25 protein-coding genes and 1 pseudogene are annotated in these 20,695 nt (G+C 73.4%); 18 read left to right on the top strand and 8 right to left on the bottom strand.

The features are described from left to right. The first annotated feature begins 9 nt into the window (after positions 1 to 9). Positions 10 to 648 (top strand): DUF3043 domain-containing protein, encoded by a 639-nt coding sequence (locus tag CKY47_RS17950; protein ID WP_306746995.1) that lies wholly within the window; start codon positions 10 to 12, stop codon positions 646 to 648. A gap of 196 nt (positions 649 to 844) precedes the next feature. Continuing rightward, positions 845 to 1,054 (top strand): hypothetical protein, encoded by a 210-nt coding sequence (locus tag CKY47_RS17955; RefSeq protein WP_306746996.1) that lies wholly within the window; start codon positions 845 to 847, stop codon positions 1,052 to 1,054. A 192-nt stretch (positions 1,055 to 1,246) separates the two neighbouring features. On the opposite strand, the gene CKY47_RS17960 is transcribed toward CKY47_RS17955, so the two are convergent. The 3 genes and pseudogenes from CKY47_RS17960 to CKY47_RS17965 form a co-directional block, all read right to left on the bottom strand. Beyond that, a complete protein-coding gene (locus CKY47_RS17960; RefSeq protein ID WP_306746997.1) occupies positions 1,247 to 1,447 on the bottom strand; it encodes a DUF397 domain-containing protein in 201 nt (66 codons plus the stop codon). 104 nt (positions 1,448 to 1,551) lie between these two features. Beyond that, a pseudogene (locus tag CKY47_RS36935) lies at positions 1,552 to 1,716 on the bottom strand (hypothetical protein); the annotation flags it as partial. Further along, a complete protein-coding gene (locus CKY47_RS17965; protein ID WP_306746998.1) occupies positions 1,653 to 2,006 on the bottom strand; it encodes a Scr1 family TA system antitoxin-like transcriptional regulator in 354 nt (117 codons plus the stop codon). The pseudogene CKY47_RS36935 and the gene CKY47_RS17965, both read right to left, overlap by 64 nt. 150 nt (positions 2,007 to 2,156) lie before the next feature. On the opposite strand from CKY47_RS17965, the gene CKY47_RS17970 reads away from it, so the two are divergent. Then, complete coding sequence (locus CKY47_RS17970) at positions 2,157 to 2,426, top strand: hypothetical protein (protein ID WP_306746999.1); 270 nt, start codon at positions 2,157 to 2,159, stop codon at positions 2,424 to 2,426. A gap of 10 nt (positions 2,427 to 2,436) precedes the next feature. Continuing rightward, positions 2,437 to 3,423 carry an aldo/keto reductase family protein gene (locus CKY47_RS17975; RefSeq protein WP_306747000.1) on the top strand — a complete coding sequence of 329 codons (987 nt, stop codon included), beginning with the start codon at positions 2,437 to 2,439 and terminating at the stop codon, positions 3,421 to 3,423. A 21-nt stretch (positions 3,424 to 3,444) separates the two neighbouring features. Here the strand turns inward: CKY47_RS17975 and CKY47_RS17980 are convergent, their stop codons facing one another. Next, complete coding sequence (locus tag CKY47_RS17980) at positions 3,445 to 3,660, bottom strand: hypothetical protein (RefSeq protein WP_306747001.1); 216 nt, start codon at positions 3,658 to 3,660, stop codon at positions 3,445 to 3,447. 77 nt (positions 3,661 to 3,737) lie between these two features. Between CKY47_RS17980 and cobU the strand changes: the two genes are divergently transcribed. Genes cobU through CKY47_RS17995 form a run of 3 tightly spaced genes read left to right on the top strand, consistent with a single transcriptional unit; the run spans position 3,738 to position 6,062 of the window. Further along, entirely contained in the window at positions 3,738 to 4,298 is a 561-nt protein-coding gene (gene cobU / locus CKY47_RS17985; RefSeq protein WP_306747002.1) for a bifunctional adenosylcobinamide kinase/adenosylcobinamide-phosphate guanylyltransferase, read from the top strand. Continuing rightward, positions 4,295 to 5,332, top strand: a complete 1,038-nt coding sequence (cobT, locus tag CKY47_RS17990) for a nicotinate-nucleotide--dimethylbenzimidazole phosphoribosyltransferase (protein WP_306747003.1) — start codon at positions 4,295 to 4,297, stop codon at positions 5,330 to 5,332. Before cobU ends, cobT begins: the two co-directional genes overlap by 4 nt. A gap of 28 nt (positions 5,333 to 5,360) precedes the next feature. Further along, complete coding sequence (locus tag CKY47_RS17995; RefSeq protein WP_306747004.1) at positions 5,361 to 6,062, top strand: adenosylcobinamide-GDP ribazoletransferase; 702 nt, start codon at positions 5,361 to 5,363, stop codon at positions 6,060 to 6,062. 12 nt (positions 6,063 to 6,074) lie between these two features. Here CKY47_RS17995 and CKY47_RS18000 read toward each other — a convergent pair whose 3' ends face one another. Both CKY47_RS18000 and CKY47_RS18005 read right to left on the bottom strand, forming a co-directional pair. After that, complete coding sequence (locus CKY47_RS18000) at positions 6,075 to 7,175, bottom strand: branched-chain amino acid aminotransferase (protein ID WP_306747005.1); 1,101 nt, start codon at positions 7,173 to 7,175, stop codon at positions 6,075 to 6,077. A gap of 75 nt (positions 7,176 to 7,250) precedes the next feature. Beyond that, complete coding sequence (locus tag CKY47_RS18005; protein ID WP_306747006.1) at positions 7,251 to 8,459, bottom strand: APC family permease; 1,209 nt, start codon at positions 8,457 to 8,459, stop codon at positions 7,251 to 7,253. A 198-nt stretch (positions 8,460 to 8,657) separates the two neighbouring features. On the opposite strand from CKY47_RS18005, the gene CKY47_RS18010 reads away from it, so the two are divergent. Beyond that, positions 8,658 to 10,154, top strand: coding sequence for a leucyl aminopeptidase (locus tag CKY47_RS18010; RefSeq protein ID WP_306747007.1), 1,497 nt, complete (start codon positions 8,658 to 8,660; stop codon positions 10,152 to 10,154). A 153-nt stretch (positions 10,155 to 10,307) separates the two neighbouring features. On the opposite strand, the gene CKY47_RS18015 is transcribed toward CKY47_RS18010, so the two are convergent. Further along, entirely contained in the window at positions 10,308 to 10,625 is a 318-nt protein-coding gene (locus CKY47_RS18015; RefSeq protein ID WP_306747008.1) for an oxidoreductase, read from the bottom strand. A gap of 175 nt (positions 10,626 to 10,800) precedes the next feature. On the opposite strand from CKY47_RS18015, the gene lpdA reads away from it, so the two are divergent. From lpdA to CKY47_RS18065, 10 genes are all read left to right on the top strand, one after another. Beyond that, complete coding sequence (gene lpdA / locus CKY47_RS18020) at positions 10,801 to 12,171, top strand: dihydrolipoyl dehydrogenase (RefSeq protein WP_306747009.1); 1,371 nt, start codon at positions 10,801 to 10,803, stop codon at positions 12,169 to 12,171. A gap of 55 nt (positions 12,172 to 12,226) precedes the next feature. Beyond that, complete coding sequence (gene sucB / locus CKY47_RS18025) at positions 12,227 to 13,969, top strand: 2-oxoglutarate dehydrogenase, E2 component, dihydrolipoamide succinyltransferase (RefSeq protein ID WP_306747010.1); 1,743 nt, start codon at positions 12,227 to 12,229, stop codon at positions 13,967 to 13,969. 52 nt (positions 13,970 to 14,021) lie between these two features. Beyond that, the gene (locus CKY47_RS18030; RefSeq protein WP_306747011.1) at positions 14,022 to 14,930 is read left to right on the top strand and encodes a hypothetical protein; all 909 of its coding nucleotides are present in this window, start codon (positions 14,022 to 14,024) and stop codon (positions 14,928 to 14,930) included. Further along, positions 14,927 to 15,463, top strand: coding sequence for a hypothetical protein (locus CKY47_RS18035; protein ID WP_306747012.1), 537 nt, complete (start codon positions 14,927 to 14,929; stop codon positions 15,461 to 15,463). Before CKY47_RS18030 ends, CKY47_RS18035 begins: the two co-directional genes overlap by 4 nt. A 94-nt stretch (positions 15,464 to 15,557) precedes the next feature. After that, entirely contained in the window at positions 15,558 to 15,815 is a 258-nt protein-coding gene (locus CKY47_RS18040) for a hypothetical protein (protein WP_306747013.1), read from the top strand. Positions 15,816 to 15,902: 87 nt separating this feature from the next. After that, the gene (locus CKY47_RS18045) at positions 15,903 to 16,790 is read left to right on the top strand and encodes a TIGR01777 family oxidoreductase (protein ID WP_306747014.1); all 888 of its coding nucleotides are present in this window, start codon (positions 15,903 to 15,905) and stop codon (positions 16,788 to 16,790) included. Then, a complete protein-coding gene (locus CKY47_RS18050; protein ID WP_306747015.1) occupies positions 16,787 to 17,386 on the top strand; it encodes a phosphatase PAP2 family protein in 600 nt (199 codons plus the stop codon). Before CKY47_RS18045 ends, CKY47_RS18050 begins: the two co-directional genes overlap by 4 nt. Further along, entirely contained in the window at positions 17,373 to 18,116 is a 744-nt protein-coding gene (lipB, locus tag CKY47_RS18055; protein ID WP_306747016.1) for a lipoyl(octanoyl) transferase LipB, read from the top strand. Before CKY47_RS18050 ends, lipB begins: the two co-directional genes overlap by 14 nt. 59 nt (positions 18,117 to 18,175) lie before the next feature. Beyond that, positions 18,176 to 19,189, top strand: a complete 1,014-nt coding sequence (locus CKY47_RS18060; RefSeq protein ID WP_306747017.1) for a serine hydrolase — start codon at positions 18,176 to 18,178, stop codon at positions 19,187 to 19,189. Between the two features lies 1 nt (position 19,190). Further along, positions 19,191 to 19,685, top strand: a complete 495-nt coding sequence (locus tag CKY47_RS18065; RefSeq protein WP_306747018.1) for an ArsR/SmtB family transcription factor — start codon at positions 19,191 to 19,193, stop codon at positions 19,683 to 19,685. A gap of 24 nt (positions 19,686 to 19,709) precedes the next feature. On the opposite strand, the gene CKY47_RS18070 is transcribed toward CKY47_RS18065, so the two are convergent. After that, positions 19,710 to 20,636, bottom strand: a complete 927-nt coding sequence (locus CKY47_RS18070) for an LLM class F420-dependent oxidoreductase (protein WP_306747019.1) — start codon at positions 20,634 to 20,636, stop codon at positions 19,710 to 19,712. Positions 20,637 to 20,695: the final 59 nt, after the last annotated feature.

Below are 20,695 nucleotides of genomic sequence, written 5' to 3' on the forward strand. Positions count from 1 at the left end.
TCTGGTCAGGTGAGGTTCCTGCGCCGCAACGCCGACGAAGCCGCCGAGACCGCCCCCGAGGTCGAGACCTCCGACTCGGAGGTGACCTCAGCGGACCCGTCGCGCACACCCGGCAAGGGCAGGCCGACGCCGAAGCGCCGCGAGGCGGAGGGCAAGCGCCGCGGCCCCGTGCCGCCGCCGCCCCGCACGCAGCGCGAGGCGCTCAAGCGCGCCCGGGGCAGCAAGGTGTCGAAGGAGGAGCGCCGCGCCGCGGCCGTCGAGCGGCGGCAGCGGATGATGGCGGGCGAGGACAAGTACCTGCTCCCCCGCGACCGCGGCCCGGTGAAGGCGTACATCCGCGACGTGGTCGACTCGCGCCGCAACCTCATGGGCCTGTTCATGCCGCTGGCGATCCTGGTGTTCGTGGCGCTGCTGGTGCCGTCACCGGCGATCCAGCAGTACGCGACCCTGCTGACCACGTTCATGCTGCTGGCGATGATCGTGGAGGGCTTCGTGCTGGGCCGCCTGGTCACCCGCCGGGTGCGCCTGAAGTTCCCGAACGACACCACGCGCGGCCTGTCGATCGGCTGGTACTCGTTCATCCGGGCCAGCCAGCTCCGCCGCCTCCGCGTCCCGAAGCCGCGCGTGGCCGCGGGCGCGAAGGTCTGACGCGCGGAGGTCCGGCGGCGGGTCAGGCGCGGTAGGGCAGGAGCAGCGCGTCCCACTGCGCCTTCGGGGCACCCCCGTTGTCGCTGAACCACTCGTCCGCGGGGCCCACGGCCCTCCGGACGGCGATGCGCGCGGGCCTGCCCGCCGTCAGGGACGCCAGTCCGGCCCGGAGCGGGTCGGGGAGCGTGTTCGCGGGGTGGGCGAGTTGCTCCAGCAGGTCCGCGGGGACGGCGGCGAGGGTCGCGGCGTGGGCGGTCAGCTCGGCGAACGTCGCCTCGCGGTGGGCCGCCGGCCACGTGAGGAGCGGGCGCGGGCGGGCGAGGCGGAGTGGTCGGTCGCGGGTCCGGTGCTCCGCGTGCGGCTGGACCGGGACGTGCCGTCGGGGTTGTCGGCGATCGACGCGTAGGCGTAGCCGTCGTAGCCGAACGCGGGGTCCCCGGCCTGGCTCCGCCCGCGTCGAACAGCACCTCCTCCGAGCTGACGACGTTCACGTTCTGCGCGTTCGACGCGGTGGTCACGGTGACGATCCGCACGGCGGTCCCCTTGCCCGGGGGATGTGCCCGAGCGGGCACGGTGTGGGAGACCGGCGGCGCGGGCCTCAGTCCCGGCGCACGTGGTCCAGGAACGCCGCGAAGGCCACGCCGGGGAAGCGCAGGACGGGCCCGGCGGGGGCCCTGCTGTCCCGCACCGCCCGTCCGGGGTCCGGGCACGCCAGCTCGACGCACTGGGCGTCGTTGCCGCCGTTGGTCCGGCTGCTCGTGCGCCAGCGGACACCCGACAGGTCGGTTTCGGTACCCATGGTCTCGACTCCTCGGTGTCGGCGAGGTCGCCGATCCTGCGGTCGAGTATCCCGAGCGCCCCCACTCCCGGGACAGCCGTGTCCCACGCCTGGTCGAACGCGGCGATGTAGGGCGCGGTGGCCTTGATGTAGTCGGGCCTCGTCAGGGACGAGACGTAGGTCAGCGTCCTGCCCGGTTCGACGTGGAGCAGGGCGAACGGGCAGCTCAGCGCGGAGATGATGCCGTTTGCGGTCGACCTCGGCAGCACGCGGAACCGGACGTTGGGCATCCGGGCGACCCCGCGCAGGTGTTCGAGCCGGCGCGGAGGATTCCGGGACCGCCGTTGGAGCGGTGCAGCGCGTCCTCGCCCAGCACGACCCAGACGCCGGGACCACCGGGGCGGACGATCTTGCGACCGCGCGCCGCCCGTTCCGCGGCGAGCCCGAGCACGTCCGACGCGACGATGACGGGTGACGTGGACAAGGCCGCGAACGCGAACTCGGCGGTCTGGAGCAGTTGCCGGACCAGTTCGCCGAACTGGACGCGGGCGATGACGGGGTCGGACTCCTCCTCCGCCACGTCGGGCAGTCTCTCGCGGCAAGCCGCGCCGACCGGCCAGGATCGTGTCACCTGACCGGTCGGACATCCCGGCAAGTCAAACCGATCGCCTCTCGACGGTGGTCAACTTTGCCTTGCTTCTCCCAAGTGGACACAACCGAGGACGGGCGCATGTCGAGCACGGCGCTGGGCGGCGAGGTCGCCTCGTGGGCGAGTTTCACCGACGGGACGGCGCTGCGGTGCGAGGTCGGCCCCGACGTGGCCGAGTTCAGCTTCGCGGGCGGTCAGCTCGAAGCGTCGTTCCCGCGGGGCGCGCTGGTGACGCTCATCGCCAGGAGCCAGGCGCCAGGCGCCAGGAGGCCTGGCCACGCTGGACGAGACCCGGGAGCGGTCGGCGGGCGACCGGCGAGTTCATTAGCAACCCGAACGACCCGGTACTAGGCTTGACCCCATGGAGTTCCGACGCCTCGGCCGCAGTGGCCTGAACATCAGCGAGATCTCGTACGGCAACTGGCTCACCCACGGTTCCCAGGTCGAGGAGGACCAGGCGACCGCCTGCGTCCGCGCGGCGCTCGACGCGGGCATCACCACGTTCGACACGGCCGACGTGTACGCCAACACGAAGGCCGAGGAGGTGCTCGGGCGCGCCCTCAAGGGCGAGCGCCGCGAGTCCCTGGAGGTGTTCACCAAGGTCTTCTGGCCGACCGGCCCCGGCGGCCCCAACGACAAGGGCCTCGGCCGCAAGCACATCTCCGAGTCGATCAACGGCTCGCTCAAGCGCCTCCGGACCGACTACGTCGACCTCTACCAGGCCCACCGGTTCGACCGGACGGTGCCGCTGGAGGAGACGATGCTCGCGTTCGCCGACCTGGTCCGGCAGGGCAAGGTGCTCTACATCGGCGTCTCCGAGTGGAACGCCGAGCAGATCGCGCGCGGTGCGGAGCTGGCGCGCGAGCTGAAGGTGCCGTTCATCTCCAACCAGCCGCAGTACTCGATGCTGTGGCGCGTCATCGAGTCGCAGGTCGTGCCGACCTCCGAGCGCGAGGGCATCAGCCAGATCGTCTGGTCCCCGATCGCGCAGGGCGTGCTGACCGGCAAGTACCTGCCGGGTCAGCCGGTGCCCGAGGGCTCCCGCGCGACCGACGCCACCGGCTCGAAGTTCATCCAGCGCTTCATGAGCGACGACGTGCTGGAGAAGGTGCAGCGGCTCAAGCCGCTGGCGGAGGAGGCCGGGCTCAGCCTCGCCCAGCTGGCCGTCGCCTGGGTGCTCCAGAACCCGAACGTGGCGAGCGCGATCATCGGCGCGTCCCGTCCCGAGCAGGTGCACGAGAACGTGAAGGCGGCCGGTGTGAAGCTGGAGGCCGAGCTGCTGGAGAAGATCGACGCGGTGCTCGGCGACGCGGTCGAGACCGACCCGCGGATGACCGTCACCCCGTGACGCGCGCCCTGTCCCCGGCCGCTACCGGAGCTGGTCGTCCCCGGCCGGGGACAGGGACATCGGGCCGTAGACCTCGGCCTCGCTGCGCAGCAGCGTCACCCGGGCGACGCCGGCCTCCCGCAGCTCCTCCCACGACGTGCCGAACCACTCCTCGGCCTCCGTCTGGTCGACGAACGCCACGACCGGGCCGTCGACTTCCTGCCCCTGCTCGTCCTGGTACCGCCAGCGGTACTCCACGACGGCCTCCTCGCGCTGCGTCCTGCGGGTAGCGTTCCCGGTCAGGCTATGTCCTCGTGGAACGGATGGGGTGCGGTGTGACGCGTCGGACACTGGTGCTCGGCGGCGCGCGGTCGGGGAAGTCCGCGCACGCGGAGGGGCTGCTCACCGACGACGTCGTGACCTACGTCGCGACCGGCCGCCGCTACGCCGACGACGCGGACTGGGAGCAGCGGATCGCGCGGCACGTCGCCCGCCGCCCGACCACGTGGACGACGGTCGAGGCGTCCGTCGCCGGCGACCTGACCGCCGTGCTCACCGCGACCCTCGGCACCGACCCGCCGATCCTGGTGGACGACCTGGCCACGTGGCTCACGGGCGTCATGGACGACGCGGGCGCGTGGGACGGGACCGGTGACCTCGGCCGGGTCGAGGACGAGTGCGCCGCGCTGGTCCGCGCGGTGGGCGGGACGCGGACCCGACTGGTCCTGGTGTCCGCCGAGGTCGGGCTCGGCGTCGTGCCCGGCACCCGCTCTGGCAGGCTCTTCCGCGATCACCTCGGCTCGCTCAACGCGCGGCTGGCCGAGGTCTGCGACGAGGTGCTGCTGGTCGTCGCCGGAATCCCACTGCGACTGCGCGAAGCCGGAGGTAGTCGGTGACCATCGAGTTCCTGTCCGTCGAGCCCCCCAGCGAGGCCGCGCGCCGCGAGGCCGCCGCCCGCCACGCCGTGCTCACGAAGCCCGCCGGGTCGCTGGGCAGGCTGGAGGAGCTGGGCGCCTGGGTGGCGGCCTGCCAGGGCGAGTGCCCGCCGCGACCGTTCACCCGGCCCCGGGTCGTGGTGTTCGCGGGCGACCACGGCGTGGCGAAGCACGGCGTGTCCGCCTACCCGAGCGAGGTCACCGGTCAGATGGTGGCCAACTTCCTGGCGGGCGGCGCGGCGGTGAACGTGCTGGCGAACGTGGCCGGCGCGACCGTGCGCGTGGTGGACGTGTCGGTCGACTCCGACACGGCCGTGGGCGACCTGAAGGTGCGCCGGGGCTCGGGGTCGATCGACCGCGAGGACGCCCTGACGCCCGAGGAGGCGGTCAAGGCGGTCGAGATCGGCCGCAAGCTGGTGGACGACGAGGTGGACGGCGGCGCGGACCTGCTCATCGCGGGCGACATGGGCATCGGCAACACCACGCCCGCCGCCGTGCTGATCGCCGCCCTGACGGGCGCGGAGCCGGTCGCCGCGGTGGGTCGCGGCACGGGCGTCGACGACCAGGGGTGGATGCGCAAGACCGCCGCGATCCGCGACGCGCTGCGCCGCGCCCGTCCGGTGATCGACGACCCGGTGGCGCTGCTGGCGGCGGCGTCCGGGGCGGACATCGCCGCGATGGCCGGTTTCCTGGCGCAGGCGGCCGTGCGGCGCACGCCGGTGATCCTGGACGGCGTGGTCGTCGGCGCGGCGGCCGTGGTGGCCGAGGAGCTGGCGCCGGGCGCCCGCGAGTGGTGGGTGGCCGGGCACCGGTCGGCGGAGCCGGCGCACGCGCTGGCGCTCAACCACCTGGGCCTGGAGCCGCTGCTGGAGTTCGACATGCGGCTGGGCGAGGGCTCGGGCGCGGTCGCGGCGCTGCCGCTGGTGGTGATGGCGACCCGCGTGCTGGCCGAGATGGCGACCTTCGAGAACGCGGGCGTCTCCGGGCCCGCCTGATGGGCGCCCGCCCGGCGGGGGTCCGCTGATGCGGTTGGCGCTGTCCTGGCTGACCGTGCTGCCCGTGCGCGTCGGTGGCGTCGACGCGCGGGCGGCGCGGCGGGCCATCGCCTGCGCGCCCCTGGTCGGCGTGCTGCTGGGCGCGGTCGTGGTCGCGCTGCTGCGCCTGCCGCTGCCACCGCTGCTGGGCGGGTTCCTGGTGGTGGGCTTCCTGGCCCTGGCCACCCGGGGGATGCACCTGGACGGGTTGGCCGACACCGCCGACGGCCTGGGCTGCTACGGCCCGCCGGAACGCGCCCTCGCGGTGATGAAGGACGGCGGGGCGGGGCCGTTCGCGGTGGTCGCGCTGGTCGTGGTGCTGGGCGCGCAGGCCGCCGCGTTCCCGGTCGTGCCGTGGCCCGCGGTGGTGCTCGCGCTCGTGGCGGGCCGCGCGGCGTTCCCGCTGTGCTGCCTGCGCGGGGTGCCCGCGGCCCGGCCCGAGGGCCTGGGCGCGCTGGTGGCGGGCAGCCAGCCCGCGTGGGTCGCCGCGCTGTGGTGGACCGCGCTGGCCGCCGCCGGGTTCCTGGTGGACCCGTGGCGCGGCCCGGCCGCGGTGCTGCTCGCGGCCGGGCTCGTGCTGCTCCTGGTGGCGCACACGCGCGAGCGCTTCGGCGGGATCACCGGCGACGTGCTCGGCGCGGCGTGCGAGACGGCCACGGTGGCCGTGCTCGCGGTGTGCGCGCTGGGGTAGGCGGTCGCCGGGTCAGGCGATCGTGGTCATCCAGCCGTGCTCGTCGGCCACCCGGCCCTGCTGGATGCCGGTGAGGTGGTCGCGCAGCCTCATCGTCACCTCGCCGGTCAGGCCGCCGGAGACGTCGAACTCGCCGCTCGCGTGCTTCACGTGGCCCACCGGGGTGATGACCGCGGCCGTGCCGCAGGCGAAGACCTCGGTCAGCTCGCCCGACTCGGCCTTCTTCTCCCACTCCTCGGTGGAGATCCGGCGCTCCTCGACGGCGTAGCCGAAGTCCTGCGCGACGCGCAGCAGCGAGTCCCGGGTGATGCCGGGCAGCAGCGCGCCGGACAGCTCGGGCGTCACCACGCGGGCGTCGTCGCCGGAGCCGAAGACGAAGAACAGGTTCATCCCGCCCATCTCCTCGACCCACCGGCGCTCCACCGCGTCCAGCCAGACGACCTGGTCGCAGCCCTGTTCGGCGGCCTGCGCCTGCGCCACCAGGGACGCCGCGTAGTTGCCCGCGAACTTCGCCGCGCCCGTGCCGCCGGGCGACGCGCGCACGTACTCGGCGGACAGCCACACCGTCACCGGCTTCACCCCGCCCGCGAAGTACGACCCGGCGGGCGAGGCGATCAGGGCGAAGAGGTACTCGGACGCCGGCCGCACGCCGAGGCCCTTCTCCGTGGAGATCATGAACGGCCGCAGGTACAGCGACTCGTCGGCCGCGGACGGCACCCAGCGCTCGTCGACGGCCACCAGTTCCCGGATGGCGCCGAGGAACAGCTCGTCGGGCAGTTCGGGCATCGCCATGCGGCGCGCCGAGGCGCGGAAGCGCTCGGCGTTCGCCTCGGGGCGGAAGGACGCGATCGTGCCGTCGGGCCGGCGGTACGCCTTGAGCCCTTCGAAGATCGCCTGGCCGTAGTGCAGCACCATCGCCGCCGGGTCCAGTTCCAGCGAGCGGTACGGCTCGACGGTCGCGTCGTGCCAGCCCTGCTCGCGATTCCAGCGGATCGTCACCATGTGGTCGGTGAAGTGCTGCCCGAAGCCCGGCTTCGCGAGTACCTCCGCGACGCGCTCCGGGGTCGCCGGCTGCGGGTGGGAGGTCCGGGTGAAAGGCAACGCTGTCGTCATGACAGCACGATAGCCGCTGCGAGGACGTCGGAAAATCGCTGTCCCGACGCTCGGACGTCCGACCATCCGGATGGGCTACCCCGCCGCCTGTCGCACCCGACCGAGCGCGAGCAGACCGGTACCGAGCGCGAGCGCCACGAGCGTGACGACGAGGGCCGCGGTGGGCGCGCTCATGGCCAGCAGGACCGACAGCCCCAGCCCGAGGCACGCGGTGCGCATCGGCCACGTGCGGTCCTCCTGGAGCAGCACGCGGGCGGAGGCGTTCGTGAAGCCGTAGTAGAACGCCGTGCCGCAGGCGCCCACGGCGAGCGCGGTCGACGGGGGCAGCGCGACGACGACGAGCGCGGCCGGCGCGGCGGCGAGCACGTCCAGGGGCCAGGCCGCGCGGACGGCGGGCAGGTCGCCGGTCTCGGTCAGGCCGACGAGCGTGCGCCGGCCGGAGGCGAGCACGGCGTGCAGCGCGGTCACGGCGGCCACGGCGGCGCCGACGCCGAGGACGGGCAGCAGCGAGCGGCCGTCGGCGGCGACCAGGGCGTCGCGCAGCGGCGCGGGCGACAGGGCCAGGCGCGCCGGGCCGAGCTGGCGCAGCAGCGCCGCGCCGACCACGACCATCAGCACCAGCACGGTCACGACCACCACCGGCACGGCGACGCGCAGCGCGCGCGGGTCGAACGCGGTCTCGCCGCGGTGCGGGGCGGTGATCCGCTCGAAGCCGACGAACGCCACGAACAGCACCGACGCCGCACCCATCACGCCGTCGAAGCCGGGGGTCGCGGACACCGCCGGTGACCCGACCGGGTTACCCGGAGGGCTGACGGAGAAGCAGACCAGCACCACGAGCAGCAGCACCCCGACCACCACGACCGCGGAGGCCGCGGACATCCGCGCGCTCCAGCGGACGCCCGCCGCACGCAGTGCCGCGATCGCCGCGAGGAGCCCCAGGGCCGCGACGACCCGGTGCTCCGGCACCACGTGCGCGCCGAACGCGCCGGCCAGCGCCGCGGCCACCCCGGCCCGCCCGACGAGGTGGGCGCAGGCCGTGATGCGCGCGGGCCACGGGCCGAGCTGATTGCGGGTGTAGGCGTAGCCGCCGGGCGCGTCCGGGTAGGCGCGGTGCTGGTCCGCGGTGGAGAACGCGCAGCACAGGGCGGTCACGGCGGCGAGGAGCAGCGCGGGGAGGAACCAGGGACCGGCGACCGCCGCGGCGGGGGCGAAACCCGTGAGCACACCGGCGCCCAGCGTCGCGCCGAGAGCGAGCGCGACGGCACGGGCTGTGATTGTCACCGGTACACGATCGCAGAAAAGGACCGATTGAACGCTGACCCCCGCACGGTTTACCCCCGAACGTGTTAATTGTTACTCGGTGCAATCGCGAGTGCGATGACCGAGCGTGTCGGCCGGACCTTTAGCATTCGTCACGATCCACCCCCGTTCCCGCCGCACGACCAGGAAGTGCCGGGAGGACCGCATCGAGGAGCCGCCGTGATCGCGCCGAAGCTGGCCATCACCGACAGTGACCTGAGCAGCACCGCCGCCGACGTCGTGGTGATCGGGACCACCCAGGGGCCCGCCGGCCCGGTCCTCGCGGGCGCCTCCGAGGCGGTCGACGCCGCGTTCGACGGCGGCCTGCTCGGCGTGCTGGAGACCCTGGGCGCCGGCGGCAAGGCCGAGGAGGTCGTGAGCGTGCCGACGTTCGGCAAGCTGGCCGCCCCGGTCGTGCTCGCGGTCGGCCTGGGCAAGCCCGCCGCCGACGGCTCGGTGTCCGAGGACCAGGTGCGCAAGGCGTCCGGCGCGGTCGCCCGCGCCCTCGCGGGCCGCAAGCGCGCCGTCACCACGCTCTCCGCGCTGCACCTCGGCCCGGCCGTGGAGGGCACGCTGCTGGGCGGCTACGCCTTCACCGACTACAAGTCGGCCAAGGGCGACGGCCCGGTGGCCCGGGTCGACCTCGTCGCGCCCGCCGAGGGCACCAAGCGCGCCCACAACGCCACCGTGAAGGCGTCCACCGCCGTCGCCGAGGCCGTCGCCGCCGTGCGCGACTTCGTGAACACCCCGCCGAACGACCTCTACCCGGCGTCGTTCGCCGAGCGCGCCGCCGCCCTGGCCAAGGCCGAGGGCCTCGACGTCGAGATCCTGGACGAGAAGGCGCTGCGCAAGCAGGGCTTCGGCGGCATCCTGGGCGTCGGCGGCGGCTCCAGCCGTCCCCCGCGCCTGGTGCGCATCACCTACCGGGGCGCGAAGGCCGCCAAGAAGGTGGCGCTGGTCGGCAAGGGCATCACCTTCGACACCGGCGGCATCTCCATCAAGCCGGCCGCGGGCATGGACGAGATGACCTCGGACATGGGCGGCGCGGCGGCCGTGATCGCCACCGTCGTGCTGGCGGCGAAGCTGAAGTACCCGCTGGAGGTCACCGCCTGGGCGCCGATGGCGGAGAACATGCCGTCCGGCACCGCCTACCGACCCGGCGACGTGCTGACCATGTACGGCGGCAAGACCGTCGAGGTGCTCAACACCGACGCCGAGGGCAGGCTGATCCTGTCCGACGCGATCGTGCGGGCCTGCGAGGACGCCCCGGACTACCTGATCGAGACGTCCACGCTGACCGGCGCCCAGGTCGTGGCCCTGGGCAAGCGCACGTCGGGCGTCATGGGCACCGAGGAGTTCCGCGACCGGATCGCCGAGCTGGGTCGCGCGGTGGGCGAGCAGGCGTGGGCCATGCCGCTGCCCGACGAGCTGCGCGGCGACCTGGACTCGCGGGTGGCGGACATCGCCAACGTGGCCGGCCACCGGTTCGGCGGCATGCTCACCGCGGGCGTGTTCCTGCGCGAGTTCGTCCCCGAGGGCGTCACCTGGGCGCACATCGACGTGGCCGGCCCGTCGTTCCACAGCGGCGGCCCGTACGGCTACACGACCAAGGGCGGCACCGGCGTGCCCGTGCGCACCCTGGCCGCGGTGCTGGCGGACATCGCCGCGAACGGCTGATCCCGGACGGCCCCGGTCCGGTCGCGCACCGCGTGACCGGACCGGGGCGCCCGACCGTCCACTTCGGACGTCGCGGTCACCGGTGACCAACAGTCCGTGACCGGCCCGTGACCGCGCGCGACCGCTCGTCGCGTCCCGGTGGACCGGCCCGCCCTACCCCTGGTTCTTGCGGCGCGAGTACTCGCGCATCCGCTTCGGGTACCCCACGATCCCCGCGTCGTAGATCGGGATGCCGAGCTTCTTCGCGAACTTCTTCGCGCCGTCCGCGCCGTCGATGCGGCGGCGCGTCCACTCGCCGTCGTGCGCCACGAGCACGACCGTGGTCTCGGTCACGGTCGTCTTGGGCTCGACGTACGCCTCCACGCCGCGCCTCGCCGCCGCCCACTTCTCCAGGTGACCGGTGTCCGCTGACGTGGACTCCCTCAGCACGCCGGGGCGCTTCTTCCTGCGAAAACGGTCGAACAGGCCCACCAGGGCACCTCCTGCCGCGACTCCTGGCGACCATGGTGCCGGCGCGCGGGTAAAGGGGAGGCCAAATCCTCCGAACAGGACACCGCGTCGCCGTCCCCCCCGAGGTAGTGACAAGATGGAAACCACACGCGCGCACCCGCGCGGAGTAAGGCATCAAGCTCTCCAGGGAGATCCCGTGACCGACACCTCCGCCGACCTCGTGATCCTCGGTGGCGGCTCGGGCGGCTACGCCTGCGCGTTCCGCGCGGCGGAGCTCGGCCTGTCCGTCGTCCTGGTCGAGAAGGACAAGCTGGGGGGCACCTGCCTGCACCGCGGCTGCATCCCGACCAAGGCGCTGCTGCACGCGGCGGAGGTCGCGGACAACGCGCGCGAGGGCGACCAGTTCGGGGTGAAGTCGTCGCTGGAGGGCATCGACATCGCGGGTGTGAACTCCTACAAGGACGGCGTGGTCGGCCGGCTCTACAAGGGCCTCCAGGGTCTGGCCAAGGCCAACAAGGTCACCCTGGTCGAGGGCGCGGGCACGTTCGTCGGCGACAAGACCGTCGAGGTGAACGGCGACCGGTACACCGGCAGGAACGTCGTGCTGGCCACCGGCTCGTACGCCCGCAGCCTGCCCGGCCTGGAGATCGGCGGCCGGATCATCACCAGCGACCAGGCGCTCAACCTGGACTTCGTCCCGGAGAAGGTCGTCGTGCTCGGCGGCGGCGTGATCGGCGTCGAGTTCGCCAGCGTGTGGTCCTCGTTCGGCGCGGACGTGACCATCGTGGAGGCGCTGCCCCGCCTGGTCCCCGCCGAGGACGAGTACGCGTCCAAGCAGCTGGAGCGCGCGTTCCGCCGCCGCGGCATCAAGTTCAAGACCGGCGTGAAGTTCACCGGCGCCACCCAGACCGGGACCGGCGTCTCGGTGACCCTGGAGTCCGGCGACGTGCTCGACGCCGACCTGCTGCTGGTGGCCGTCGGCCGCGGCCCCAACACCGCCGGCCACGGCTACGAGGAGGCGGGCGTCGCGGTCGAGCGCGGTTTCGTCACCACGAACGAGCGCCTGGAGACCTCGCTGCCCGGCGTGTACGCCGTCGGCGACATCGTCCGCGGCCTCCAGCTCGCGCACCGCGGCTTCCAGCAGGGCATCTTCGTGGCCGAGGAGATCGCGGGCCAGAACCCGAAGGTGATCGACGAGGCGGGCATCCCGCGCGTCACCTACTGCAAGCCCGAGGTCGCGTCGGTGGGTCTCACCGAGGCCGCCGCGAAGGAGAAGTTCGGCTCCGTCGAGACGTTCGTCTACGACCTCGCGGGCAACGGCAAGAGCCAGATCCTGAAGACCGCCGGTGGCGTCAAGCTCGTGAAGGCGCCCGATGGCCCGGTGGTCGGTGTCACCATGGTCGGCGAGCGGGTCGGCGAGCTGATCGGTGAAGCCCAGCTGATCTACAGCTGGGAGGCGTACCCCGAGGACGTGGCTCCGCTGATCCACGCCCACCCGACCCAGACAGAAGCCCTCGGCGAAGCCTTCCTCGCCTTGGCCGGCAAGCCGCTGCACGTGCACGGCTGACCGTCGCACCCCAGTCAGCCGAACTTCGACCCACGCACGAGGAGTCAGCGAAAAGATGGCCTTCTCCGTCCAAATGCCCGCACTCGGCGAAAGCGTCACCGAGGGCACGGTCACCCGCTGGTTGAAGCAGGAGGGTGACCGCGTCGAGGTCGACGAGCCGTTGCTGGAGGTCTCGACCGACAAGGTCGACACCGAGATCCCCTCGCCCGCCGCCGGCGTGCTCCAGAAGATCGTCGCCCAGGAGGACGAGACCGTCGAGGTCGGCGCCGAGCTGGCCGTGATCGGCGACGGTTCCGGTTCCGACTCCGGTTCCTCCGACTCGACCTCCGGCGGCGGCACCGCGCCCGCCGAGGAGGCGCAGCCCGAGCCGCAGTCCGAGCCCGAGCCCGAGCCGGCGCGGACCGACTCCGGTTCGGGTTCGTCCGGCTCCGGTTCGTCCGGCTCCGGTTCGGGTTCCGGCCCGGCCGAGGGCACCCCGGTGACCATGCCCGCCCTGGGCGAGAGCGTCACCGAGGGCACCGTGACCCGGTGGCTGAAGGCCGTCGGCGACTCGGTCGAGGTCGACGAGCCGCTGCTGGAGGTCTCGACCGACAAGGTCGACACCGAGATCCCTTCCCCGGTCGCCGGCACCCTGCTGGAGATCACCGCGGGCGAGGACGAGACCGTCGAGGTCGGCGGTCAGCTGGCCGTGGTCGGCTCCGGTTCGCCGGCCCCCGAGGCCGAGCAGCCGAAGGCCGAAGAGCCGAAGGCCGAGCTCAAGGCGGAGCCGAAGCAGGAGGCCGCGCAGCCCGCTCCCGCCGAGGCCCCCGCGCAGGCCGAGGCCGCCCCGTCCGGTGACGAGTCGTCGAACGGCGCGCCTTATGTCACGCCGCTGGTGCGCAAGCTGGCGTCGGAGAACGGCATCGACCTGAACGCCCTCAAGGGCACCGGCGTCGGCGGTCGCATCCGCAAGCAGGACGTGCTGGCCGCCGTCGAGGCGAAGAAGGCCCCGGCCCCCGCGCCGGCCGCTCCCGCCGCCCCGGCCGCGTCCGCCCCGGCGCAGCGCACCGCCACCCCGGCCGCCGACACCAGCGGCAAGCGCGGCACCGTGCAGAAGCTGCCCCGGCTGCGCCAGATCGTGGCCCAGCGGACCCGCGAGTCCCTCCAGGTCTCGGCGCAGCTCACCCAGGTGTTCGAGGTGGACGTCACCAAGATCGCCCGGTTGCGCAACCGCGCCAAGGTCGCGTTCGAGCAGCGCGAGGGCACGAAGCTGACGTTCCTGCCGTTCTTCGCCAAGGCCGCCGTGGAGGCGCTGAAGCAGCACCCGGTGCTGAACGCCTCCATCGACGAGGAGAAGAAGGAGATCGTCTACCACGGCGCCGAGCACCTGGGCATCGCGATCGACACCGAGCGCGGCCTGCTCAACGCGGTGATCGCGAACGCGGGCGACCTGAACCTGGCGGGCCTGTCGCACAAGATCGGCGACCTGGCCTCGCGGGCGCGGGCGAACAAGTTGACGCCGGACGAGCTGACCGGCGGCACGTTCTCGCTGACCAACCTGGGCAGCAACGGCGCGCTGTTCGACACCCCGATCATCCAGCAGCCGCAGGTCGGCATCCTGGGCGTCGGCGTGGTCAAGAAGCGCCCGGTCGTGATCACGGACGAGAGCGGCGACGACACCATCGCCATCCGTTCGATGGCCTACCTGGCCCTGACCTACGACCACCGGCTGGTGGACGGCGCCGACGCGGGCCGCTTCCTCACCACCGTGAAGAACCGCCTGGAAGAGGGCTCTTTCGAAGCCGACCTCGGCCTCTGACGGCAGCTCTTCCGAGGGCCGCTCCCGCTGTCGGCGGGGGCGGCCCTCGCCGTTGTCGGGACATCGCTACCCTGCGTGCGTGGATGAGGACTTACCACCGCCCGATGTCGATCGCGTGCACAACCACATGGCAGGCGACGCGGGGACCGTGCTGCAAGCGGGATCGATCATGGTCAGCCAGCTGTCGTCGAGGGTCGTCCGGGTCATCGTCGCCGTGCTGAGCGTGATCGCCCTCGCGGCGGTGTCCATCACGGTCTGGGTGTGGTGGCCCCGCCCACCAGTCGCAGCACCGACTTCCTCCCCACCCGGGGGCACGTCGTCCTCCACCGCCGAGGCCGCCTCGGCACCGTTGGTCGTCGCCGCGCAGTCCATGAACTGGAAGTGCTCGATCGACTGGCTGGTGCCGCGGGCTCCCGACCAGGTCGACCTGACCAGGTCGGAGGATCTGGTACTGCGCTGGAACGACTGGCCGGCACTGGCCGACGGCGTGGCAGCCGACCGGGGACAGGTGCAGCTCACCGTCCAGCCCAAGGGCACCGCGAGCGTGGTGCTCACCGGAATGCGCATCAGGGTCACTGATCGGCGGCAGCCGATGGCGGGAACGTCCTTGGACGGGCGGTGCGGGGGCCCGGAGACATTTCGATGGGTCGATGTCGACCTGGACGAGGAGCAGCCGGAAGTTCGCGGCAGGCCGCTGGACGCGAGGGCGCTCGCCGAGGCCGAGACCAATGGGTGGCGGGTCGACCCCGTGACGTTCCCCTACGAGATCACCGCTCAGGACAGCGAGACGTTCTTCATCTCTGCTTCCACTTCGGCGTGCGACTGCTCGTGGGTGGTCGAGTTCGACTGGGCGGCGGGCGGCGAGACCGGTCAGTTCGTCGTCGACAAGATGTTCCGCACGAGCGCGAGTTCACGAGCGGTGCGGTGCTCAGTGCTCAGTGAGCGGGTGACGTGCCCGTGAGCCCCGTGATCGGGAAGAGGGATCTCGCTGTCATCCGGGGTTTGGCGGGTGTCACCGCCCTGTGCGCGGTGCTGCTCACAATCGCACCGGACGACGGCGAACGAGCAGCGCCACCACCAAGCCACGCGGCGCCCACCGCCTCCTCATCGACGACGACCGACTCGGTGCCGTGCGGCGAGCCGGGAGGCGGTGCAACGCTGCCCGCCGGGTACGCGGACATGATCCGCGCGGTCCACGACGCCGCCTGCCGCCGAGACCACGACGGGCTTGTCCCGTTCATGACCGATCCCTTCGACGCTGCGGGCAGGAGCCCGGCGGAGGTCGTCGCGGCATGGCGCGAGGCGTACCCCGACGGCACCGACCTGGCGGTGCTGGCCGCCACGTTGGAGACCTTGCCCCGGTCCGATCAGGGCGGGGTGGTGTTCTGCCAGCCCAGTGGCGCGATCGTGGCTTTCGCCCGGGGCACACACGACCGACCTGGCGGGCTCAGCGAGTTCAGCATCACGCGTTACCTGTCGTCGACGGCCTGCTGAGCGACGACAGGCGGTTCTCCCGAGGGCAGCTCCCGCGCCGTGTGGGGGGGCGGCCCTCGCCGTTCCGCCGGTGTCCGCCGGCAGGATGTGCGGCATGGACCCGGACATGCGCCTGGAAGTCCCGCCGGGCTTCGACGACTCCGACGACGACGGGCAGGTCCACCCGGTCGCCCGCCGGCTGTTCAGCGGCGCCACCAACGCCGACGCCTTCCGCAAGGCGATGGAGTGGGTCGGTGCGCACGACGTGTTCATCATGGGCCTCGACTGGGACCGCGCGTTCGACGAGCCCGAACCCTTCACCCTGTCCCTCTTCTTCCGGTTCGAGCTGCCGGACGAGGACGACGAGGACTGACGGACGGCGCAGGACGACCGCTTCGGGTGATGTGGACGACTCGCCGGCCGCTGTGCAACCCGACGCCCCCTGCGGGACGATCAAGGCATGCGGGTGGTCGTGGCGGGTTCGTCGGGTCTGATCGGCACGAGTCTGGTGGCCGCGTTGCGCGGCGCCGGGCACGAGGTCGTGCGGTTGGTCCGCCGCCGCCCGGCGGCCCCCGACGAACGCGGCTGGGACCCGCCCGCCGCGCGGATCGACGCGGGCTGCCTCGACGGCGCGGACGCGGTGGTCAACCTGTGCGGCGCCGGGGTGGCCGACAAGCGGTGGACGGACGCGCGCAAGCAGGTGCTGCTGGACAGCCGCACGGTGCCGACCGAGGTGCTCGCCGCCGCGGTCGTGGAGCACGGCGTGCCGGTCCTGGTGAACGCGAGCGCCATCGGCTACTACGGCGACACCGGTGACGAGCTCGTCACCGAGGACACCTCCTCGGGCACCGGCTTCCTGGCCGACCTGTGCCGCCAGTGGGAGGCCGCGACCGCGCCCGCCGAGGCGGCCGCGCGGGTGGTGAAGTTGCGCACCGGGCTGGTGATCAGCCCGTCCGGGGGGCTGTTCGGCGCGATCAGGCCGCTGTTCACGTTCTTCCTCGGCGGCCGCCTCGGCGACGGCCGCCAGTACATGCCGTGGATCTCCCTCGACGACGCCGTGTCGGCCATCCGGTTCGTCCTGGAGCACGACGACGTGCGCGGGCCGGTGAACCTGACGGCGCCCAGCCCGGTCACGAACGCCGAGTTCACCCGCACCGTCGGGCACGCGCTGCACCGCCCGACGCCGTGGGTGGTGCCCGGCTTCGTCCTCAGGGCCGTCCTCGGCCAACTCGCGGAGGAGGGCGTCCTGGCCGGTCAGCGGGCCGTCCCCCGCGTGCTCGACCGGAACGGCTTCACGTTCCTGCATCCCGCGCTCGGGGCGGCCGTGGCGGCGGCCGCGGGACGATGATCCTGCTCCCGGTCGGCGCGCTCCTCGCGCTGGCCTCGCTGGTGCTGGGCTTCTCGGTGCGCCAGGACGTGCCGGCGGTGGACCGCGGCCTGCACCTGGCCGCGGCGGACCTGGAGCCGGGGTTCACCCACTCGGCGACGGTCGTCAGCTTCGTGCTGAGCCCCGGCCTGGCCACGATCGCCCTGCTGTCCCTGGTCGCACGGGCCGCGCTCGCGCGGGACCCGCTCGTCCTCAGGGCGGCCGCGCTGCTCGGCGCGTGCTGGTCGACGGTCTTCGCGCGTCACATCTACCAGCGGGTCCGGCCGATCGACTTCCCGAAGTGGAGCTACCCGAGCGGGCACGTCACCGCGGTCGCGGCGGTCGCGTTCACCGCCGTCGTGCTGACCGCCCACCTGGCCCGCAGGCACCTGCGCGCGGCCGTCGCGCTGGCCGTCGCGGCCGTCGGCGCCACGGCCGCGAGCCGCGTCGTGCTGGAGATGCACTGGTTCACCGACACCGCGGGCGCGGTCCTCGCCGTGACCGGCGTCGGACTGCTCGTCGCCCACGCCCTGCGGCTGCTGCCGCTGGGCGTAGGGTCGAGACGTGAGCAGTCCTGACCTCTCCTGCCGCGCCTCGACCGACCCGATCGACGTGCGCGAACTGGGCACCATCGACTACCTGGCCGCCTGGGACCTGCAACGCGAGCTGGCCGAGCGGCGCGCCGAGGGCGCCATCGGCGACACGATGCTCCTGCTGGAGCACCCCTCGGTCTACACCTGCGGCCGGCGCACCGAACCCGAGGAGCGCCCGACGGGCGGCGACATCCCGGTCGTCGACGTCGACCGGGGTGGCAAGATCACCTGGCACGGCCCCGGCCAGCTGGTGGGTTACCCGATCGTGGCCCTCACCGAGCCGCTGGACGTCGTGCGGTACGTGCGCCGCCTGGAGCAGGCGCTGATCCACGTGTGCGACCAGCTCGGCGTGCCCACGGGCCGTGTCGAGGGTCGCAGCGGCGTGTGGATCGCGGCCGACGACAAGGGCGGCGAGCGCAAGGTGGCCGCCATCGGCATCCGGGTGCAGCGCGGCGTGACCATGCACGGCTTCGAGATCAACTGCAACGCGGACCTGGACGCGTTCGGCGCCATCATCCCGTGCGGCATCCGGGACGCGGGCGTCGCGTCGCTGTCGCACGAGCTGGGCCGGGACGTGACCGTGGACGAGGTGCGGCCGCTGGCGCGGGCGGCCGTCATCGACGCGCTGAACGGCGACCTGCCCTTGACCGACCGCACGTTGGCGCGTCGGGACCCCGTGGCGGCGGGCGTGACGTTCGCGGTGCGGACCGGCTGACAAGGACACCCCTCCCCTCTAGTATTCCGGAATTACGGACTACCGGAGGGAGATTCGTCGTGCTCCTGACTCGACGGCACCTGCTCTGCGCCTGGGGCGCCGCGGGCGCGGCCACCCTGCTGCCCGCCACGACCGCACAGGCCCGAACCGGGCCGGACGACTGGCTCGCCTGGTTCCGCGCGAACCGGCGGCACGTCGCCGCGGTCGTGGACGACGGCCGCGGCGGGCGGGTCGCGCACCGCCCGCACGAGCCGCAGCCCCTGGCCTCGGCCGTCAAGGTCGTGCACCTGGCCGGGTACTCGGCGGCCCTGCGCGCCGGCCTGGTCCGCGCGGACGAGCCGGTCCGCGTCGGCGACTGGGAGCAGTACTACCTGGGCCTCGACGGCGGCGCGCACCCCGCGTCCCTGCGCGCCCTGGGCATCCGCTCGACCAACGGCGTCACCGCCGACGACCCCGACCACCTCGTCACGCTCGACGACCTGGTCGCGTCGATGATCCGGTTCAGCGACAACGCGGCCACCGACTTCCTGCGGTACCGGCTCGGCGAGGGCCTGCTGCGCGCCGCCGCCGCCCGCCACGGCTGGCCCACCGCGCCCGTGCCGGAAATCCTCGGCGAGGTCCTGGCGTTCATCCTGGGCCGGCGGGTCGACGTCCGGCGCTACCTGGAGGACCCGCGGCTCCAGCTGGAGGTGGTCGGGAAGTTCCCCGACCTGCCCGCCACCTACGACGGCCAGCGGCCTTGGGCGCGCACGACGTGGGCCGGCACCGCCGCGGGCCTGAACCGCGCGCACCGCTCGCTGACCTCCGACGAGGTCGCCCGCACCCACCTCGAACGCGGTCGCCCGACGCCGCCCGGCGTGGTGGGCGTCGGGTTCAAGGGCGGGTCGCTGGCGGGAATCCTCACCGTCGGCACGACGGTCCGCTGGGCGGACGGCCGGGTCGGGTCGGCCGCGGTGCTCGTGCGGGAGGTCGACGAGCAGCGGTTCGCGACCTCGGGCGAGCTGGTCTCGCTGGTGCGACAGACCCTGCTCGACCCCGCTGCGCTGCGCCGATTCCAGGTCAGCCTCTCCTAGGATGGCAGCGGTGGACCTGGTGCAGCGACTTGCCGAGCTGGAGCAGCGCGTGGCCGCGCTGGAGGGCGACGCGCGGGCGACCACCGCGCCGCCCGAGGCCGGTGACGGCGGGGGCGACTGCGGCGAGGTCGGCTACGGGGGTCGGGTGGCCGTGGGCGACGGGCGCGTGACGTGGCGGATCGACGTGACGCCGGAGCACGCGCTGGCACTGGCCGACCGGCCGCGGATCGAGGTGCTGGCCGCGTTGGCGCACCCGGTGCGGGTGGAGATCGTGCGGACCCTGCTCGGGCAGGGCGCGCAACCCTCGGCGGCGCTCCAGGAGGCCGCCCGGCTCGGCTCGACGGGTCAGCTGTACCACCACCTGAAGGCGTTGACCGCGTCCGGCGTGGTGGAGCAGGACAAGCGCGGGAGCTACCGGCTGCGGAGCGAGGCCGTCGTCCCCGTGCTCGTCCTGCTCACCGCCGCGTCGGACGTGGCGGGTCAGCTGCGGGCCTGACCCCCGACCGGGATCTGGACGCGGTCAGAGCTGCGGCGCGACCTCGGCGGCGACCAGTTCCACGTGGTCGAGGTCGGCCAGGTCGAGCACCTGGAGGTAGACGCGGTCGACGCCGGTCCGCTCGCGCCACGTGCCGAGCTTGTCGACCACCTCGGCGGGCGTGCCGGTCAGCCCGTTCTCCCGCAGCTCGGCCTCCTCGCGGCCGATGCGCCCCGCGCGCCGGGCGACCTCGGCGCCGTCGCGGCCGACGCACACCACGAGCGCGACGGACCGGGTGATCTCCCCCGGGTCGCGCCCGGCGGCCTCGCACGCCGCGTCGACGCGGGCGAACTGCTCGACGGCGGCGTCCACGCCCGCGAACGGCAGGTTGAACTCGTCGGCGAACTTCGCGGCCAGCGCGGGCGTGCGCCTGGGGCCGAGGCCGCCGACGAGCACCGGGATCTTCGCCTGGGCGGGCTTGGGCAGCGCGGGCGAGTCGACGAGGCGGTAGTGCGCCCCCTCGAACGAGAACGTCCCGCCGTCCGGCGTGCCCCACAGGCCGGTGACGACCTCCAGCTGCTCCGCGTACCGCTCGAAGCGCTCCTTGGTGGACGGGAACGGCAGGCCGTAGGCGGTGTGCTCGGCCTCGAACCAGCCCGCGCCCAGGCCGAACTCGACCCGCCCGCCGGACATCGCGTCGACCTGCGCGACGCTGATCGCCAGCGGACCGGGGTGCCGGAACGTCGCGGCTGTCATCAGCGTGCCCAGGCGGATGCGCTCGGTGTCGCGGGCCAGGCCCGCGAGGGTGATCCAGGCGTCGGTGGGGCCGGGCAGCCCGTCACCGCTCATCGCCAGGTAGTGGTCGGACCGGAAGAAGGCGCCGTAGCCCGCGGCCTCGGCGGTTCGCGCCACGGCCAGCAGGTCGTCGTAGGAAGCCCCCTGCTGGGGCTCGGTGAAGATGCGGAGTTCCACGTCACCACGCTAATCCCCGCTCCGGTCCGGCCGCGATCCGAGCGCCGGCGCGCGGGCCC

Origin of the sequence: Saccharothrix longispora (assembly GCF_030852425.1) — a bacterium.
GTDB classification, from domain to species: Bacteria; Actinomycetota; Actinomycetes; order Mycobacteriales; family Pseudonocardiaceae; genus Actinosynnema; species Actinosynnema longispora.

What these genes read in the sequence shown, in the direction of transcription:
- CKY47_RS18000 (WP_306747005.1), bottom strand. Translation starts at nt 7,175, where the DNA reads ATGACGACAGCGTTGCCTTTCACCCGGACCTCCCACCCGCAGCCGGCG.
- sucB (WP_306747010.1), top strand. Translation starts at nt 12,227, where the DNA reads ATGGCCTTCTCCGTCCAAATGCCCGCACTCGGCGAAAGCGTCACCGAG.
- CKY47_RS17970 (WP_306746999.1), top strand. Translation starts at nt 2,157, where the DNA reads ATGTCGAGCACGGCGCTGGGCGGCGAGGTCGCCTCGTGGGCGAGTTTC.
- CKY47_RS17995 (WP_306747004.1), top strand. Translation starts at nt 5,361, where the DNA reads ATGCGGTTGGCGCTGTCCTGGCTGACCGTGCTGCCCGTGCGCGTCGGT.
- CKY47_RS18065 (WP_306747018.1), top strand. Translation starts at nt 19,191, where the DNA reads ATGGCAGCGGTGGACCTGGTGCAGCGACTTGCCGAGCTGGAGCAGCGC.
- CKY47_RS17975 (WP_306747000.1), top strand. Translation starts at nt 2,437, where the DNA reads ATGGAGTTCCGACGCCTCGGCCGCAGTGGCCTGAACATCAGCGAGATC.
- CKY47_RS17960 (WP_306746997.1), bottom strand. Translation starts at nt 1,447, where the DNA reads ATGGGTACCGAAACCGACCTGTCGGGTGTCCGCTGGCGCACGAGCAGC.
- CKY47_RS18045 (WP_306747014.1), top strand. Translation starts at nt 15,903, where the DNA reads ATGCGGGTGGTCGTGGCGGGTTCGTCGGGTCTGATCGGCACGAGTCTG.
- CKY47_RS18050 (WP_306747015.1), top strand. Translation starts at nt 16,787, where the DNA reads ATGATCCTGCTCCCGGTCGGCGCGCTCCTCGCGCTGGCCTCGCTGGTG.
- CKY47_RS18040 (WP_306747013.1), top strand. Translation starts at nt 15,558, where the DNA reads ATGGACCCGGACATGCGCCTGGAAGTCCCGCCGGGCTTCGACGACTCC.